We start from the raw sequence: 14,948 nt of genomic DNA, 5'->3' as shown, positions 1-14,948 counted from the left end.
GTTCCGGCATCCGGGGCGCCGCTTCAAGCCGCGCCTGTCTATCAGGTTCGGTCCCGACCCCGGAACCGATTCCGGGCCGGACAGGTGGCCTCTCGGACGGGGCCTGATAGGGTCGCCGAAACACAGAAACCCGAGGAACCGCCCATGAACGCCCCGACGCGCCCGCCCGGCTCCGCTGCGCCCACCGCCCCCGCCTCGGCGAGCTTCGCCTGGGACGACCCCTTCCTCCTCGACGACCAGCTCACCGAGGACGAGCGCGCGATCCACGAGGCCGCCCGGGCCTTCGCGCAGGAGGAGCTGCTGCCCGGTATCGTCGAGGCCTACGCGCACGAGACCAGCAACCCGGAGCTGTTCCGGAAGATGGGCGAACGCGGGCTCCTCGGCGTCACCCTGCCGGAGGCCTACGGCGGCGCCGGCGCCTCCTACGTCGCCTACGGCCTCGTGGCCCGCGCCGTCGAGGCGGTGGATTCCGGCTACCGCTCGATGATGAGCGTGCAATCCTCCCTCGTGATGTATCCGATCCACGCCTACGGCTCGGAGGCGCAGCGCCAGAAATTCCTGCCCAAGCTCGCCGCGGGGGCGTGGATCGGCTGCTTCGGCCTGACCGAGCCCGATGCCGGCTCGGATCCCGCCGGCATGAAGACGCGGGCGGTGAAGGTCGACGGCGGCTACCGCCTGTCGGGAGCCAAGATGTGGATCTCGAACGCGCCCTTCGCCGACGTCTTCGTGGTCTGGGCGAAGTCCGACGCCCACGACGACGCGATCCGGGGCTTCATCCTGGAGAAGGGCATGAAGGGCCTCTCCGCGCCGACCCTGAAGGGCAAGCTCTCCCTGCGCGCCTCCACCACGGGCGAGATCGTGATGGAGGATGTCGAGGTTGGCGAGGACGCGCTCCTGCCCAACGTCTCGGGCCTGAAGGGACCGTTCGGCTGCCTGAACCGAGCCCGCTACGGCATCGCCTGGGGCGCCATGGGGGCGGCGGAGGATTGCTGGCACCGGGCCCGGTCCTACACCCTGGAGCGCAAGCAGTTCGGCCGGCCGCTGGCCCAGACCCAGCTCGTGCAGAAAAAACTCGCCGACATGCAGACCGAGATCGCCCTCGGGTTCCAGGCCGCCCTGCGTGTCGGGCGCCTGTTCGACGAAGGCCGGATGGCGCCCGAGATGATCTCGCTGATCAAGCGCAACAATTGCGGCAAGGCGCTCGACATCGCCCGGGTCGCCCGCGACATGCACGGCGGCAACGGCATCATGGGCGAGTACCACGTGATGCGTCATGCCCAGAACCTCGAGACGGTGAACACCTACGAAGGCACGCACGACGTGCACGCGCTGATCCTCGGCCGGGCGCAGACGGGCCTGCAGGCCTTCTTCTGACGGAGCCGTCGGGACGCGGCGGGTCCACATCCGCATCATGCCGCGTCCCTGGTCTTCCTCGGAAAGGACTGGCATCGTTTCCCGGGGAGAGGATACCGCGCCGTGGCTCAGAGGGACGTGATGCCGTCGCCATCCCGGCGCCTCGGTCGCCCGCCGCGCGGGACCGAGGGCGACGTGCTGCTGCGCGTCCTCGACGCCGCCCGGGTCGTATTCCTCACCGAGGGCTTCGAGGCGGCGAGCATCGACGCCATCGCGGGCTCGGCCGGCCTCTCGAAGAAGACGATCTACGCGCGCTTCGCCTCGAAGGTCGATCTCTTCGAAGCCGTGTGCGTGCGCTTCATCGAGGAGAACGTGCCCTCCATCGAGAAGGTGGCGGCGGAAGCCGGATCGGTGGAGGAGCGCCTCCACCGCATCGCCCTGGCGATCCTCGAGACCGTGGTCACGCCGGACTGCATCGCGTTCCGGCGGGTGATGGTGGCCGAGGCCGGACGCTTCCCGGAATTCGCCCGGGCCCTGCACGATTTCGGACTGGCGCGGGTGGTGCCCCTGGTGGAGCGCTGCCTGGAGGACGGCGTGCGCTCCGGTGCGATCGCGGTGGACGATGTCCGGCACGCGGCCGATGCCTTCCTGGGCCTGACCATCCGGGGATTCGTCGACCGGACGGAGCTGGGCCTGGAGCGGCCTGGTATGACCCACGTCAAGCGCGCGACGCTGAAGCGCTCGCTCGATTTCTTCCTGCGGGCGTGCCGGCCCTGATCCGCGGTCAGGCGGCCGGCGGGGCAGGGCGCCGGAGGCTGGCCGCCAGGGGCAGCGCCCCGGCACAGAGCGCCGCCATGCTCCAGAACGCATCCGCCCCGAACCGCCCGTAGAGCCACCCGGACAGGCCGGTCAGGACGGTGTTGGCGAGCCCGAGGCCGAGAGTCGCGTAGAGGGTCTGCGCAGTGGCGCCGCCGCGGGCGGGCACGAGGTCGGCCAGGAGGCGCATATTGGCCAGATGCAGCAGCGCGAAGGTGAAGCCGTGCAGCGCCTGGCCGATCGCCAGCATCGGCACCGCCACCGTCGTCGCCATGATCGCCCAGCGTAGGATCCCGGCACCGGCCGCCAGCATCGCAGCCCCGGCGGTGCCCAGGCGCTCCAGCAGCCAGGAGCCGCACAGGACGAACACCACGACCTCCGAGAGCACGGCCAGGGACCAGAGCAGGCTGACGGTGCCGGGGCCGAGGCCCTCCGCGCGCCAGCGGATCACCGCGAAGGCCTCGTGCAGGGCGTGGCTGCCGATGACGAGGGCCGCCACCAGGAGCACCCGCCGGAAGAGTGGAACCGCGAGCAGGTCACGCAGGGTGTTGCGGGTGGGCGCCTCCGGAAGCGGCGAACTCGGGTGCCCGATCCGTGGGGTCGCGGGCACCCGGCGGACGGCGAGGGCGGTGAGCAGGAACAGCAGGCCGCTCGACACCAGGATGCTGGGCAATCCGGCCCAGGCGACCGCCTGACCGGATACCAGGGTCGCCAGGATGAAGGCGGCCGAACCAGCGCCCCGGACCCAGCCATACGCGAAGGTCTTCTCCCGCTCCATCGCCGCGAGGGTGAGGGCGTCGGCCAGGGGCGCGAGGGCTGCGAGGGCGACGGCCTGCGCCAGGCCCAGGACGAGGAGCGCGGGAAAACCGTGCCCCAGGAGGGTGGCGAAGGCGAGGAGCCCGGCAGCGGCGGCTCCGGCGGCCAGGACAGCCCGGGTGGCGTCGAGGCGATCCGCGATCCGCCCCGCCACCGGTCCGGCCACGAGCCGCATCAGCGTTCCGGCGGCGAGAACGATCCCGATCTCGGAGGCGTCGAGCCCGCGCGCGTCGAGGAAGCTCGGGAGGAAGGGCGAGACCATCCCGTAGGCGGCGTAGAGGCAGCCCTGCAGGAAGACGAAGGCCGCAAAGGAGCCGCGCCCGGACCAGGCAGGGGGACCGCGCATCCGTCCAGCCTCCGTTCGTGCGCTCTGGGCCTCGGACTCCGCGTCCGGTTCCTCAGGGTGGCTCGACCCTCAGGGGGCCTTGGCAGGCGGGAAGGCGGTGCCGGGGCAGTTGGCGGCCAGCCCGGTCTCGCCAACGCGGTCGGGCGCGCAGGCGGGAATGGCCGGACGTCCGCCATTCTCGATGCGCGCCTCCTGCAGGCGGTCGTACTTCCAGAACCCGAGGCCGATCACCACCAGGATGGCCAGGAGGGCGGCACTCGCCAGGGGCAACCAGCGCGGCATCAGCGTGCGCTCGCGCCGGCTTCCGGCACAGGCTGGGTGTGGGCGGTGTCGCCGTGCTTGACGAAGGTGAACAGGATCACCCCCGCCAGGAGAGCGACGGCGGCGATGAAGACGGGGAACAGGCGACGCATCGGGAGGAAACCACGCTGATAGGACGAACCGCCGAAATCGCGCCGGCGGGTGCGGGTAACGCGCGGGCCGGGTCCGCGGTCGCAGGGCGGGCCTCACAAATTCGGCGAAGCGCCCGTCAGGCCAGGGTCGTCACCCGCTGGCCGGCCTCGCCGTAGCCGAGGCGCGCCCCCTCGCGGTTGACGATTCCGAAGCGCAGGGTTGCCTCCTGGAGATAGTCGATGGCCGCGATGAGGGCGCGTCGCGCCGGCTCCACGGCCTCGGGCTCGTCGTCGGCCGGCGTCTCGGCGAAGTTGACGGCGGCGATGAGCACCCGGTCGCGCTCGTCCTCAATCCGGCGGTCGCGCTCGACGCGGCCCCGGATCTCCGTGTCGAAGGCCGCCACCACGGCGAAGGGGAAGTCGTCGCGGCGCGATCCCCGGGGATAGGCCAGGGTCAGGCGACGGGCGACGTCGGCCGCGCGCCGGACCTGATCCGCGAGCTTGGCCTCTGTCAGCTTGGCCTCTGCGAGCTTGGCGTCCATGGAACACTCCGGCGCTGACGGGGGCCGTCGGCGCGGGGGCAACGCACCGCATCCGGTCCCTGGTTCCGGCCGTGCACCAATGCCGCTCCACCGCGTTATCGCCCCATGACGCATCCCACTTCGACCGATCCAGCCCCGACCGATTCCGCACCCCGCCTCGGCTTCTGCTGCAAGTTCATCCTCGAACCGCCCTCCGAGCCCTTCAAGACCCTGAAGGCCGCCCGCGAGGCGACCCTGCAGATGAACCTCACCCACGCCACCATGGCGCACCTGAAGAGCCTCGCGCCCGCCGCGCGTCGGGACAAGCTCGAAGGCCTCGTGCGCCACAACCTCGGCGCCCTGGAGCGCCAGGTGACCTGGGTCGCCGCCCGCCCCGTGATCGAGCGCCTGCTGCGGATCGCCAGCAACGTCCTGCCCGGCTACACCCATGCGGTGGCGCAGGACATCTACGCCGAGCCCGAGATGCGCCGCCTCGTCGAGGACGGCCTCGCCCGGATCGGCGGGATCGCCCGGGCCGGGGCGGTGCGCCTGAGCTTCCATCCCGGCCCGTTCTGCGTCATCGCCTCGCAGAACCCGGCAGCCCAGCGCAACGGCATCGAGGAGCTGGAGCACCACGCCGAGCTCATGGCGATGCTCGGCTATGGCCAGGGTTGGCACCCGCACGGGGCTCACATCAACATCCATGTCGGTGCCCGCGACCCCGGCATCGAAGGGTTTCGCGCGAGCCTGCCGAAGCTCTCCCAGACCGCCCGCGATCTCTTGACCGTGGAGAACGATGAGAACTTCTTCGGCCTCGACACGGTGCTCGGCCTCGCCGACGTCGTGCCGGTGGTGCTCGACCTGCACCACCACTGGGTCGAGAGCCGGGGCGCGTATATCGAGCCCGACGATCCCCGTGTCGCGCGGGTGCGCGAGTCCTGGCGGGGCGTGCGCCCCGTGGCCCATATCAGCGTCTCACGCGAGGGCCTGCTGGAAGGGCACGCCGCCGACGCCCTGCCGGACTTCGCCGCCCTGACCGAGGCGGGTCACAACTGGCGCGATCTCGCGGCCCATTCGGACATGATGTGGAACCGGGCCGTGAACGCCCTGGTGGCCCGTCACATGACCTGGGCGGATTTCGAGATCGAGGCCAAATCCAAGAACATCGCCTCGGCCGGCATCGCCGCCGAGATCGCCGCAACCCTGCCAACGGCGCAGATCGAGGTGGCGGCCTGACAAGAAGGCCCTCGCGTGGTCACCGCAACTCTGCCCACGGCGCCGATCGCGGTGGCGGCGCGAAAAGGGTCTCAGCCGCGCAGGAGTTTTTCTGCGCGCCGTTCAATGCCCGTGGTCGTGATCGTGGCCGTCAGGCTCCGGCAAGCTCAGGCCGAAATGGCTGACGAGATCCTGCACCTGCCCCGGGCTGAGATGGCGCGGGTTGAGGTTGCGCAGGAGGAGGTAGAGCTTGGCCGTCTCTTCCAGCTCCTCGGTGGCGAAGACGGCATTTTCCAGGGTGGTGCCGGCCACCACCGGGCCGTGATTGGCCAGCAGAACCGAGGCGTAGCGACCGGCCAGACCCCGGATCGCATCCGCCACTGCCGGATCACCGGGGCGATAGTACGGCACCAGGGCCGTGGCCCCGGCCCGCATCAGGTAATAGGGCGTCAGCGGCGGCAGCACCGCCTTCGGGTCGATCTCGGGCAGCATCGACACCGCCACCGCGTGGGTCGAGTGCAGGTGGACGATGGCGCGGGCCTCCGTTCGGCTGTCGTAGAGCGCCGCGTGCAGTGGGATCTCCTTCGTCGGTGCATGGCCCGAGACCAGGGTGCCGGCGGCGTCGAGGCGCGTGATCGTCGCCGGGTCGAGGAAGCCCAGCGAGGCGTTGGTCGGCGTCACCAGCCAGCCGCCGTCGTCGAGACGCAGGGAGATGTTGCCCGACGAGCCCGGCGTCAGGCCGCGCTCGAACAGCGAGCGGCCGAACCGGCAGATCTGCTCGCGAAGCTTCGATTCGCTCATGGGATACCTTCAGGTCACCGGAGGGCGGGGCGATCTCAGGCGGTGGCGCCCGCGATCAGTTCGTAGCCGAGGTCGACGGTCTCGGCCGGGCCGTCGGCGGCGAGGCGCTCGGCGGCGGCGGCGCCGATCTCCAGGCGCGGCGTGCGGATGGTGGTCAGTGGCTGCGGCAGGGCGGCGGCGATGTCGAGGGCGTTGAAGCCGAACAGGGCGAGGCGTCCCGGCACCGCGATCCCGTCCGTCAGGCAGTGGAAGTAGCCGCCCAGCGCCATGTCGTCGTTGGAGAAGTAGACCGCGTCGAGGTCGGGCCGGCGGGCGACCAGCCGCGCCAGGGCTTCCCGCCCGGCCGCGGCCGAAGACGGTCCGGACGCGATCTCGCGCTCCGCCAGGGGACAGCCCGCCTCCTGAAGGGTTTCGCAGAACCCCGCGAGCCGCTTGGCGGCGCGGAGATCCTGCGTGATGTCGTGGCCAACATAGCCGATGCGTCGGTAGCCCCGCTCCAGGAGGTGCCGGGCGCTGTCGCAGCCCACCGCCCGGTTGGAGAATCCCACCACGATGTCGAGTCCGGCCCCGTCGGTGTCGATCATCTCGACGATGCGGATGCCGCTCGCCCGCAGGCGGGCGAGCGCGCCGGGCGTGTGCTCCAGACCGGTGACGATGAGGCCGGCGGGCCGCCAGGAGAGGAGGGCGCCGATCAACGCCTCCTCGCGCTCGGGGTCGTAATCGGAGACCCCGATCACGCTCTGGAAGCCGCCGCGGTCGAGGACCGCCGTGGCGCCCCGCAGGAGGTCCGGAAACACGATGTTGGTGAGCGACGGGATCACGATGCCCACGAGCTTGGCCCCCGCCGTGGAGCCGGAGCCTGCCAGCATGCCGGCGAGGCGGTTCGGGACGTAGCCCAGGCGGGCCACCGCCTCCGCGACCCGATCCTGCGTCGCCTTCGAGAACGAACCCTGATTGCGCAGGACGCGCGAGACCGTGCTCTCGCCGACACCGGCTTCGCGGGCCACATCGGACAGGGTCACGAGTCGGCGCTCGGGCTCCTGCAGGGACCTCTGGACGTTCATCGTCGACCTTCATCTCTGGTCCCGGGCTGCACAGCCCATAGCAAGCTTAGTCGAGCACAACAATCAGATTGGCAGCGCTGCCAACATCTGTTACGCAAGATGCAAGCGCTGCCAAGACGAGTAGTGCCGCGATAAGATGGTGCAACGCCAGAACGGCGACGCGCAAAGCGCGCCGGCAGGAGGAAACATGAGCGTGCAGGCCGCAACCGCGCGGGGCGTCGATGCGCCCGCAGCGGATTTCGTCGAACAGACCTATCGCAAAGTGTTCTGGCGGCTCGTGCCGTTCCTGATGCTCTGCTACGTGGTCGCCTATCTCGACCGCGTCAACGTGGGCTTTGCCAAGCTGCAGATGTCCCAGGAGCTCGGCTTCAGCGAGACCGTCTACGGCCTCGGCGCCGGCTTGTTCTTCATCGGCTACTTCCTGTTCGAGGTCCCCTCGAACGTGATCCTGCACCGGGTCGGTGCCCGGGTCTGGATCGCCCGCATCATGATCACCTGGGGCATCATCTCCGCCGGGTTCATGTTCGTGAACTCGGCCACCTCGTTCTACATCATGCGCTTCCTGCTCGGCTTGGCCGAGGCCGGCTTCTACCCGGGCGTGATCCTCTACACCACGACCTGGTTCCCGGCCCATCGCCGCGCCCGCGTGATCGCGGTGTTCATGTCGGCGATTCCCGTTTCCGGCATCTTCGGCAACCCGCTCTCCGGCTGGATCATGGACGCCTTCAACGGCGCCTACGGCCTGTCCGGCTGGCAGTGGATGTTCGTGGTCGAGGCGGTGCCGGCGGTGCTGGTGGGCCTCGCGGTGTTCTTCTACCTCGACAACCGTCCCTCCGAGGCCAAATGGCTCAATCCGGCGGAGCAGCAGGTCATCGAGCGCGACATCGCCGCCGACGGCGCCGGCAAGGAGCAGAGCCCGCATTCCATCGCCACTGTGTTCCGCAACGGCCGGATCTGGTTCATGAGCCTGATCTACTTCGCCTTCGTCACCGGCCAGTACGGCCTGACCTTCTGGATGCCGACCATCGTCAAGGCCTCGGGCATCCAGGGCAACCTGAACATCGGCCTCGTCAGCGCGATCCCGTTTCTGTTCGCGGTCTTCGTGATGATCCTGCTCGGCCGCAGTTCCGACCGGATGCGCGAGCGGCGCTGGCACCTCATCGTCCCCGCCCTCTGCGGCGCGGTGGGCTTCGTGGTCGCCGCGAGTGCGGGCAGCACCGTCGTGGCCATCGCGGCGCTCGCCGTGGCCGCCGGCGGCGTGCTCACCTGCGCGCCTCTGTTCTGGTCCCTGCCCACCGCTTTCCTCAGCGGCGCCGGGGCGGCCGCCGGCATCGCGCTGATCAACTCGGTGGGCAACCTCGCGGGCTTTGCCAGCCCCTACGTCATCGGCGCCCTGCGGGATTCCACCGGCAGCACCGCCGCCGGCATGTATGCCCTCGCCGGCATGCTGGTGATCGGCGCGGTCTGCGTGTTCGTTACTCCAAAGCACGTGGTCAATCGCTGAACCGCCGACGTCGGCGGCTCAGCCCCGCCGGCTTCTTTCCCGACAGGATACCCGACAGGTCCCCATGAGCAGCAACACCCAGACCCTGCGCGCCGCCGTCATCGGCCTCGGCTCCATGGGCGCCGGCATGGCCGGCGCGCTCCTGAAGGCCGGCTTCGAGGTTTCGGCCTGCGACGTGAACGCGGACGCCGTCGCGCGCTTTGCCGCGACCGGCGGGCGGGCGGCGGCGAACCCCGCGGCGGCGGCCGAGGGCGCCGACGTGGTGGTCTGCGTCGTGGTCAACGCCGCCCAGACCGAGGCCGTGCTGTTCGGGCCCGGCGGCGCCGCCGAAACCATGCGGGCGGGCGCGGTGTTCGTCTCTTCCGCCACCATGGACCCGGCCGTCGCCCGGCGCCTCGCGGCGCGTCTGGAGGAGACCGGCCGACACTACCTCGACGCACCGATGAGCGGGGGCGCCGTGCGCGCAGCCGAAGGCGAACTCACCTTCCTGGCCTCCGGCACCAAGGCGGCCTTCGACGCGGCGCGCCCGGCCCTCGAGGCCATGGCCGGCAAGCTCTACGAGCTCGGCGACGCGGCCGGGCAGGGCGCCGCCTTCAAGATGATCAACCAGTTGCTGGCGGGCGTGCACATCGCCGCCGCCAGCGAGGCCATGAGCTTTGCCGCGAAGCAGGGCCTGGACCTCCGCAAGGTCTACGAGGTGATCACGGCCTCGGCCGGCAATTCCTGGATGTTCGAGAACCGCATGCCGCATGTCCTCGACGGTGATTACAGCCCGAAAAGCGCGGTCGACATCTTCGTCAAGGATCTCGGCATCGTGCAGGACATGGCGCGGGCGGAAAAGTACCCCGTACCGGTCGCAGCCGCCGCGCTGCAGATGTTCCTGATGGCATCCGGCTCCGGCATGGGCCGGGACGACGACGCCTCGGTGGCTCGCCTCTACGCGCAGGTGGCCGGGGTCACCCTGCCGTCGTCCAAGGCCTGAAGGGAAACCGAGCCCATGCCGCGCTTTGCCGCCAATCTCACCCTGATGTTCACCGAACACGCCTTTCTCGACCGCTTCGCGGCGGCGGCGCAGGCGGGCTTCACCGCCGTGGAGTTCCTGTTCCCCTACGACCATCCGCCCGAGGCCATCGCCGAGCGTCTGGCGCGGTTCGGGCTGACCCAGGCCTTGTTCAACCTGCCGCCGGGCGACTGGGCGGCGGGCGAGCGTGGCCTCGCCGCCCTGCCGGATCGGTTCGCCGAGCTGCAGGCGGGCGTCGAGACCGGGCTGACCTACGCGCAGGCCACGGGCGTCGCCCGGGTTCATCTCATGGCCGGCATGGCCGATGCCGCCGATCCGCAGGCGCAAGCGGCCTATCGCCGGGCCGTGGCCTGGACGGCCGAGCGCGTGGCGCGCGAAGGGCTCGACCTTGTGCTGGAGCCGATCAACGCCCGCAACATGCCGGGCTATTTCCTCAACGACTTCGGCGACGCCGCCCGCCTGATCACGGACCTCGCCCTGCCGAACCTGAAGCTTCAGTTCGACCTCTACCACTGCCAGATTCTGCACGGGGACGTGACCACCCGCCTGCGCGCCCTGATGCCGATGGTCGGGCACGTACAGACCGCCAGCGTCCCGGCCCGGCACGAGCCCGGCACCGGCGAGATGAACGACGCCTTCCTCTTCGCCGAGCTCGACCGGCTCGGCTACGCGGGCTTCGTCGGCTGCGAGTACAACCCGGCCGCCGGCACGGAGGCGGGCCTGCGCTGGTTCGAGCCCTATCGCGCCTCGCAGGTCCGGGAGGCCGGCCGATGAGCCTCGCCCTCGGATCGGTGGCCGACGATTATACCGGCGCCTCGGACCTCGCCAACACGCTCACCAAGGGGGGGCTGCGCACGGTGCAGACCATCGGCATCCCCACCGACGACCTGGATCTGGCCGGCGTCGACGCCGTGGTGGTGGCCCTGAAGAGCCGCTCCATCCCGGCCGCGGAGGCCGTGGTGCGCTCCCGTGCGGCCGAGGCCTGGTTGCGCGGACAGGGCGCCGCCCACGTCTTGTTCAAGATCTGCTCGACCTTCGATTCCACTGATGCAGGGAATATCGGCCCCGTCCTGGACGCCCTGCGCGGCGATGCCGGCGAAACCATCGCCCTGGTCACCCCCGCCTTCCCGGAAACCGGACGTACGGTCTACCAGGGCAACCTCTTCGTCGGCGCGGTGCCGCTGAACGAAAGCCCGCTGAAGGATCATCCCCTCAATCCAATGCGGGACGCCAATCTCGTGCGGGTGCTGGGCCGCCAGAGCGCATCGCCCGTGGGTCTGGTGGATTTCGCCACCGTGGCGCGGGGCGCCGAGGCGGTGGCCGCGCGCCTCGAGGCGCTCGCCGCCGAGGGCGCTGGCGCGGCGATCGCCGACGCCGTGCGGGAGGCCGACCTCGAGACCCTGGGCACGGCGGCGCTCGGCCATCGGGTCTCGGTGGGCGCCTCAGGCCTCGGCCTCGGCCTTGCCCGCGCCCTGGTCGCGGCCGGGCGTGCCTCGGCGCCGGACAGCGCGGCGGATCTCGGCGCGCCGGTGGGGGGGCTTTCCGCCTGCCTCGCCGGCAGCTGCTCGCAGGCGACCCTCGGCCAGATCGCGGCGGCCGAGGCTCTGATGCCGGTGCGCCGCCTCGATCCCGAGCGGGTGCTCGCGGGCGAGGCCGAGATCGAGGCCGCCCTGGCCTGGGCCGGCACGCACATCGGGGGCGGCCCCGTCCTCATCGCCAGCAGTGCCGAACCCGAGACCGTGCGGGCGCTCCAGGCCCGTCATGGCGGCGACCGGGTCGGCCACGCCCTGGAGGACGCGCTGGCCCGAATCGCGGAAGGCCTGGTGGCCCGCGGCGTGCGCCGCCTCGTCGTGGCGGGCGGCGAGACCTCGGGGGCGGTCGTGGACCGGCTCGGCCTGAAGGCCTTCCGGCTCGGTCCCGAGATCGCCGCCGGGGTGCCGGTGCTGCGCACTCTCGGGCAGGGGGCTTCGGGCCCTGGCGATCCCATGCTGCTCGCTCTCAAATCGGGCAATTTCGGCGGGCGCGACTTCTTCCCCCGCGCCCTCGACCTGATGCGCTGACCCCCCATCCGGAGACAGACGACCCATGCACGCACTGATCCTCGGCGCCGCCGGCATGATCGGCCGGCGCCTCACCGACGCCCTTGCCACGCAGGGCGATGCCCGGGCCTTCACCCTGGTGGACGTGGTGGAGCCGACGGCGCCCGCAGGCTTCACCGGCTCCGTCGTCACGGCCGCCGCCGACCTCTCGACCCCAGGAGCGGCGGAGGCTGCGCTGATCGGCCGGCCGGACGTGATCTTCCACCTCGCGGCGATCGTCTCGGGCGAGGCCGAGGCCGACCTGGAAAAAGGCTATCGGGTCAACCTCGACGCGACGCGCCTGCTTCTCGACGCGATCCGGAACGCCCACGTCGCCGAGGGCTATCGCCCGCGCGTGGTCTTCACCTCGTCGCTGGCGGTGTTCGGGCCGCCGCTTCCGGGCGTCATCCCGGACGACATGATCCTGACGCCGGCCACCTCCTACGGCACCCAGAAGGCCATGGGCGAACTGCTGCTGGCCGACTACAGCCGGCGCGGTTTCCTCGACGGCATCGGCCTGCGCCTGCCCACGATCTGCGTGCGCCCGGGCAAGCCGAACAAAGCGGCGTCCGGGTTCTTCTCCGGCATCATCCGCGAGCCGCTGGCCGGCCAGGAGGCGATCCTGCCGGTGCCCGACACCGTGCGCCACTGGTTCGCCAGCCCGCGCTCGGCCACCGAGTACCTTCTGCACGCCGCCCGCATCGACCTTGCCCCCCTGGGCCTGCGCCGTAGCCTCACCATGCCGGGCCTCTCGGCGACGGTGGCCGACGAGATCGAGGCCCTGCGCCGGGTCGGCGGCGACGCGGCGGTGGCGCTGATCCGGCGCGAGCCGAACCCGGCGATCCAGGCCATCGTCGAGACCTGGCCGGAGGCCTTCGACACGCGCCGCGCCCTCGCACTGGGCTTCACGGGCGACGCGAGCTTCGATGCGCTGGTGGAACTGCATCTGGCCGAGACGCAGGGCTGAGAAACCGACGCTCGTCGGCGACGGCGCGCCTCTCTCCCGTGTGGAAGGGAGACGCGCCGCCTCAGGACGGGTCCCTGCGGGAAGCCCTCACCCCCGCGGGCGGCCCTCGATCGGGTAGGCCGGGTCGTTGTAGCCCGGCGTCGAGGGGTGGCCGGTGACGACGTGGGCGTCGACGAGGGCCTCGTCCTCGTCCGTGAAGGCGTAGCCCAGCGCACCCAGATACTCGTCCCACTGCGCCTCGGTGCGCGGTCCGGCGATGACCGAGGTGACGGTACGGTTGGCCAGCACCCAGTTCACCGCGAACTGCCCCGCCGTCAGGCCCCGTGCGGTCGCATGGGCCTGGAAGGTCCGGGCGATCAGCAGGGATTCCGGGCGCCACTCCGTCTGCATCATGCGAGTGTCCTGGCGGCCCGCGCGGGTGCCCTCGGGGGGCGGGGCGTCGGGGTCGTACTTGGCCGTGAGCACGCCGCGCGCGAGGGGCGAGTACGGCACGACGCCGAGGCCGTAATGGGCGCAGGCCGGGAGATGCTCGGTCTCGGGCATCCGGTTCAGGGCGTTGTAGTAGGGCTGGCTGACCACGGGCCGGTCGATGCCGAGGTCGTCGCACAGGCGGCAGATCTCGGCGACCCGCCAGGCGCGGTAGTTCGAGACACCGAAGTAGCGGATCTTGCCCTGGCGCACGAGCAGCGCGATGGCGCCGATGGTCTCGGCCAGCGGCGTGGAGTGGTCCTCCTTGTGGAGGTAGTAGATGTCGATCACGTCGGTGCCGAGCCGCCGGAGGCTGGCCTCGGCGGCGCGCAGCACATACGCGCGGGACAGGCCCCGGTCGTTGACGCCCGGCCCCATCGGGTTGGCGACCTTGGTGGCGAGCACCCAGGCCTCGCGGTCCCGGGCGATCGCCCGGCCCACCACCTCCTCGGACCGACCCTCGTTATAGACGTCGGCAGTGTCGAGGAAGTTGATGCCGGCGCCCCGGGCGCTCTCGATGATGCGGCCGGCGGTGGCCTCGTCGGTAGGGCCGCCGAACATCATGGTGCCGAGGCAGAGCGGCGAGACCTTGAGGCCCGAGCGGCCGAGATTGCGGTACTGCATCGTGTGCGTTTCACTCCGTTAGGGCTCAAGCCCCGTCCCTGATCCATTGGACCACACCGTCGGACCGACGAAAATCCTCCAACGCATGAACCTGCGCCGCGGGCAGGGCTGTGCGGGCCATGGTGGCGAGAGCGTGGCCGGGGCCGAGCTCGAGCACCCGGGTCGCACCGAATTCGCCGACGCCCTCGAGGCAGGCGGCCCAGTCCAGGGTCCGTGCCACCTGTGCGGCGAGCTTGGGCAGGCCCGCCTCCGGCCGGAACACCGCCGCTCCATCGAGGCCGCTGAGGAGGCGCGGGGCCGGACGCGACGGGGTCGCCAGGGGGGCGGCCTGAAGGCGTTCGCGGAAGGCCTCGGCGGCTGGCGCGAGCAGCGGCGTGTGCGAGGGGATGTGAACGGGCAGGCGAACGGCCCGGGCCGCGCCCGCCGCAAGCGCCTCGGTGCAGAGGGCGTCCAGGGCCGCGACGGCACCGCCCACCACCACGCTGTCGGCGGCGTTGCGGATCGCCGGATGGCACCCATGCGCCTCGGCCATGGCGAAGGCCCGCGCGGCGGGCAGGCCGCGCAAGCCGGCGAGGCCGTAGCCCGGACCGGCCGCCGCATCCATCGCCTCGGCACGGGCGGCGGCGAGCTGCAGCACCGTCTCGGGCGCGAACAGGCCGGCACAGCCGAAGGCCGCAAGATCGCCGATGCTGTAGCCCACCACCACGGAGCGCGCGGGTTGCGCCCTCCGCACCAGGGTCCAGGCGGCCAGGCCCGCGACGCAGCACAGGATCTGCCCGGTGCGGTTGGTATGCAGGTCCTCCCCGGAGCGCACGAAATCGCGCGGGTCCTGTCCGAGGAGGGAAGTGGCGGCCGCAAAGAGGCCCTGCGCCTCCGGAAGGTCGGCGGTGAGGTCGAACATCCCGGGATGCTGGCCGCCCTGGCCGGAAAGCAGGGCCGCGAGCGTCATGAGCGGTCGACGA

General features: G+C 71.2%; 16 protein-coding genes. 8 read left to right on the top strand and 8 right to left on the bottom strand.

The window, feature by feature from the left end:
• Nucleotides 1-144 precede the first annotated feature (144 nt).
• Entirely contained in the window at nucleotides 145-1,374 is a 1,230-nt protein-coding gene (locus ASF58_RS11155) for an acyl-CoA dehydrogenase (RefSeq protein WP_055951698.1), read from the top strand.
• Nucleotides 1,375-1,476: 102 nt separating this feature from the next.
• The gene (locus ASF58_RS11150; RefSeq protein WP_156375637.1) at nucleotides 1,477-2,130 is read left to right on the top strand and encodes a TetR/AcrR family transcriptional regulator; all 654 of its coding nucleotides are present in this window, start codon (nucleotides 1,477-1,479) and stop codon (nucleotides 2,128-2,130) included.
• 7 nt (nucleotides 2,131-2,137) lie between these two features.
• On the opposite strand, the gene ASF58_RS11145 is transcribed toward ASF58_RS11150, so the two are convergent.
• The 4 genes from ASF58_RS11145 to ASF58_RS11135 form a co-directional block, all read right to left on the bottom strand.
• The gene (locus ASF58_RS11145; RefSeq protein WP_055951692.1) at nucleotides 2,138-3,331 is read right to left on the bottom strand and encodes an MFS transporter; all 1,194 of its coding nucleotides are present in this window, start codon (nucleotides 3,329-3,331) and stop codon (nucleotides 2,138-2,140) included.
• 69 nt (nucleotides 3,332-3,400) lie between these two features.
• Nucleotides 3,401-3,613, bottom strand: coding sequence for a hypothetical protein (locus tag ASF58_RS11140; RefSeq protein WP_055951689.1), 213 nt, complete (start codon nucleotides 3,611-3,613; stop codon nucleotides 3,401-3,403).
• Nucleotides 3,613-3,744 carry a hypothetical protein gene (locus tag ASF58_RS27465; protein WP_274533606.1) on the bottom strand — a complete coding sequence of 44 codons (132 nt, stop codon included), beginning with the start codon at nucleotides 3,742-3,744 and terminating at the stop codon, nucleotides 3,613-3,615. The genes ASF58_RS11140 and ASF58_RS27465 overlap by 1 nt, the downstream gene beginning before the upstream one ends.
• 116 nt (nucleotides 3,745-3,860) lie before the next feature.
• Nucleotides 3,861-4,265, bottom strand: a complete 405-nt coding sequence (locus tag ASF58_RS11135) for a hypothetical protein (RefSeq protein ID WP_055951686.1) — start codon at nucleotides 4,263-4,265, stop codon at nucleotides 3,861-3,863.
• A 105-nt stretch (nucleotides 4,266-4,370) separates the two neighbouring features.
• Here ASF58_RS11135 and ASF58_RS11130 point away from each other — a divergent pair, with 105 nt between their 5' ends.
• Nucleotides 4,371-5,480 (top strand): UV damage endonuclease UvsE, encoded by a 1,110-nt coding sequence (locus ASF58_RS11130; protein ID WP_055951683.1) that lies wholly within the window; start codon nucleotides 4,371-4,373, stop codon nucleotides 5,478-5,480.
• 102 nt (nucleotides 5,481-5,582) lie between these two features.
• Here ASF58_RS11130 and ASF58_RS11125 read toward each other — a convergent pair whose 3' ends face one another.
• Both ASF58_RS11125 and ASF58_RS11120 read right to left on the bottom strand, forming a co-directional pair.
• Entirely contained in the window at nucleotides 5,583-6,260 is a 678-nt protein-coding gene (locus tag ASF58_RS11125) for an aldolase (protein WP_055951680.1), read from the bottom strand.
• Between the two features lie 35 nt (nucleotides 6,261-6,295).
• Nucleotides 6,296-7,306, bottom strand: a complete 1,011-nt coding sequence (locus tag ASF58_RS11120) for a LacI family DNA-binding transcriptional regulator (RefSeq protein WP_055951757.1) — start codon at nucleotides 7,304-7,306, stop codon at nucleotides 6,296-6,298.
• A 205-nt stretch (nucleotides 7,307-7,511) separates the two neighbouring features.
• Between ASF58_RS11120 and ASF58_RS11115 the strand changes: the two genes are divergently transcribed.
• From ASF58_RS11115 to denD, 5 genes are all read left to right on the top strand, one after another.
• The gene (locus tag ASF58_RS11115; protein ID WP_055951677.1) at nucleotides 7,512-8,828 is read left to right on the top strand and encodes an MFS transporter; all 1,317 of its coding nucleotides are present in this window, start codon (nucleotides 7,512-7,514) and stop codon (nucleotides 8,826-8,828) included.
• 64 nt (nucleotides 8,829-8,892) lie between these two features.
• Entirely contained in the window at nucleotides 8,893-9,810 is a 918-nt protein-coding gene (ltnD, locus tag ASF58_RS11110) for an L-threonate dehydrogenase (RefSeq protein ID WP_055951674.1), read from the top strand.
• Between the two features lie 15 nt (nucleotides 9,811-9,825).
• On the top strand, nucleotides 9,826-10,623 hold the full coding sequence (gene otnI, locus ASF58_RS11105; RefSeq protein ID WP_055951671.1) for a 2-oxo-tetronate isomerase: 798 nt from the start codon (nucleotides 9,826-9,828) through the stop codon (nucleotides 10,621-10,623).
• Complete coding sequence (gene otnK / locus ASF58_RS11100) at nucleotides 10,620-11,909, top strand: 3-oxo-tetronate kinase (protein ID WP_055951668.1); 1,290 nt, start codon at nucleotides 10,620-10,622, stop codon at nucleotides 11,907-11,909. Before otnI ends, otnK begins: the two co-directional genes overlap by 4 nt.
• A gap of 25 nt (nucleotides 11,910-11,934) precedes the next feature.
• Nucleotides 11,935-12,894, top strand: coding sequence for a D-erythronate dehydrogenase (gene denD, locus ASF58_RS11095; RefSeq protein ID WP_055951665.1), 960 nt, complete (start codon nucleotides 11,935-11,937; stop codon nucleotides 12,892-12,894).
• A gap of 87 nt (nucleotides 12,895-12,981) precedes the next feature.
• Here the strand turns inward: denD and ASF58_RS11090 are convergent, their stop codons facing one another.
• Both ASF58_RS11090 and ASF58_RS11085 read right to left on the bottom strand, forming a co-directional pair.
• On the bottom strand, nucleotides 12,982-13,986 hold the full coding sequence (locus tag ASF58_RS11090; protein ID WP_055951662.1) for an aldo/keto reductase: 1,005 nt from the start codon (nucleotides 13,984-13,986) through the stop codon (nucleotides 12,982-12,984).
• Between the two features lie 25 nt (nucleotides 13,987-14,011).
• On the bottom strand, nucleotides 14,012-14,935 hold the full coding sequence (locus ASF58_RS11085) for an acyltransferase domain-containing protein (RefSeq protein WP_055951659.1): 924 nt from the start codon (nucleotides 14,933-14,935) through the stop codon (nucleotides 14,012-14,014).
• Nucleotides 14,936-14,948 lie beyond the last annotated feature (13 nt).

The organism is Methylobacterium sp. Leaf125, assembly GCF_001423085.1.
GTDB lineage: Bacteria > Pseudomonadota > Alphaproteobacteria > Rhizobiales > Beijerinckiaceae > Methylobacterium.
The sequence above is the reverse complement of the archived record's forward strand: the minus strand, read 5'-3'. Positions and strand labels throughout refer to the sequence as shown.

What these genes read in the sequence shown, in the direction of transcription:
- ASF58_RS11155 (WP_055951698.1), top strand. Translation starts at nt 145, where the DNA reads ATGAACGCCCCGACGCGCCCGCCCGGCTCCGCTGCGCCCACCGCCCCC.
- ASF58_RS11145 (WP_055951692.1), bottom strand. Translation starts at nt 3,331, where the DNA reads ATGCGCGGTCCCCCTGCCTGGTCCGGGCGCGGCTCCTTTGCGGCCTTC.
- ASF58_RS11140 (WP_055951689.1), bottom strand. Translation starts at nt 3,613, where the DNA reads ATGCCGCGCTGGTTGCCCCTGGCGAGTGCCGCCCTCCTGGCCATCCTG.
- ASF58_RS27465 (WP_274533606.1), bottom strand. Translation starts at nt 3,744, where the DNA reads ATGCGTCGCCTGTTCCCCGTCTTCATCGCCGCCGTCGCTCTCCTGGCG.
- ASF58_RS11135 (WP_055951686.1), bottom strand. Translation starts at nt 4,265, where the DNA reads ATGGACGCCAAGCTCGCAGAGGCCAAGCTGACAGAGGCCAAGCTCGCG.
- ASF58_RS11130 (WP_055951683.1), top strand. Translation starts at nt 4,371, where the DNA reads ATGACGCATCCCACTTCGACCGATCCAGCCCCGACCGATTCCGCACCC.
- ASF58_RS11125 (WP_055951680.1), bottom strand. Translation starts at nt 6,260, where the DNA reads ATGAGCGAATCGAAGCTTCGCGAGCAGATCTGCCGGTTCGGCCGCTCG.
- ASF58_RS11115 (WP_055951677.1), top strand. Translation starts at nt 7,512, where the DNA reads ATGAGCGTGCAGGCCGCAACCGCGCGGGGCGTCGATGCGCCCGCAGCG.
- ltnD (WP_055951674.1), top strand. Translation starts at nt 8,893, where the DNA reads ATGAGCAGCAACACCCAGACCCTGCGCGCCGCCGTCATCGGCCTCGGC.
- otnI (WP_055951671.1), top strand. Translation starts at nt 9,826, where the DNA reads ATGCCGCGCTTTGCCGCCAATCTCACCCTGATGTTCACCGAACACGCC.
- otnK (WP_055951668.1), top strand. Translation starts at nt 10,620, where the DNA reads ATGAGCCTCGCCCTCGGATCGGTGGCCGACGATTATACCGGCGCCTCG.
- denD (WP_055951665.1), top strand. Translation starts at nt 11,935, where the DNA reads ATGCACGCACTGATCCTCGGCGCCGCCGGCATGATCGGCCGGCGCCTC.
- ASF58_RS11090 (WP_055951662.1), bottom strand. Translation starts at nt 13,986, where the DNA reads ATGCAGTACCGCAATCTCGGCCGCTCGGGCCTCAAGGTCTCGCCGCTC.
- ASF58_RS11085 (WP_055951659.1), bottom strand. Translation starts at nt 14,935, where the DNA reads ATGACGCTCGCGGCCCTGCTTTCCGGCCAGGGCGGCCAGCATCCCGGG.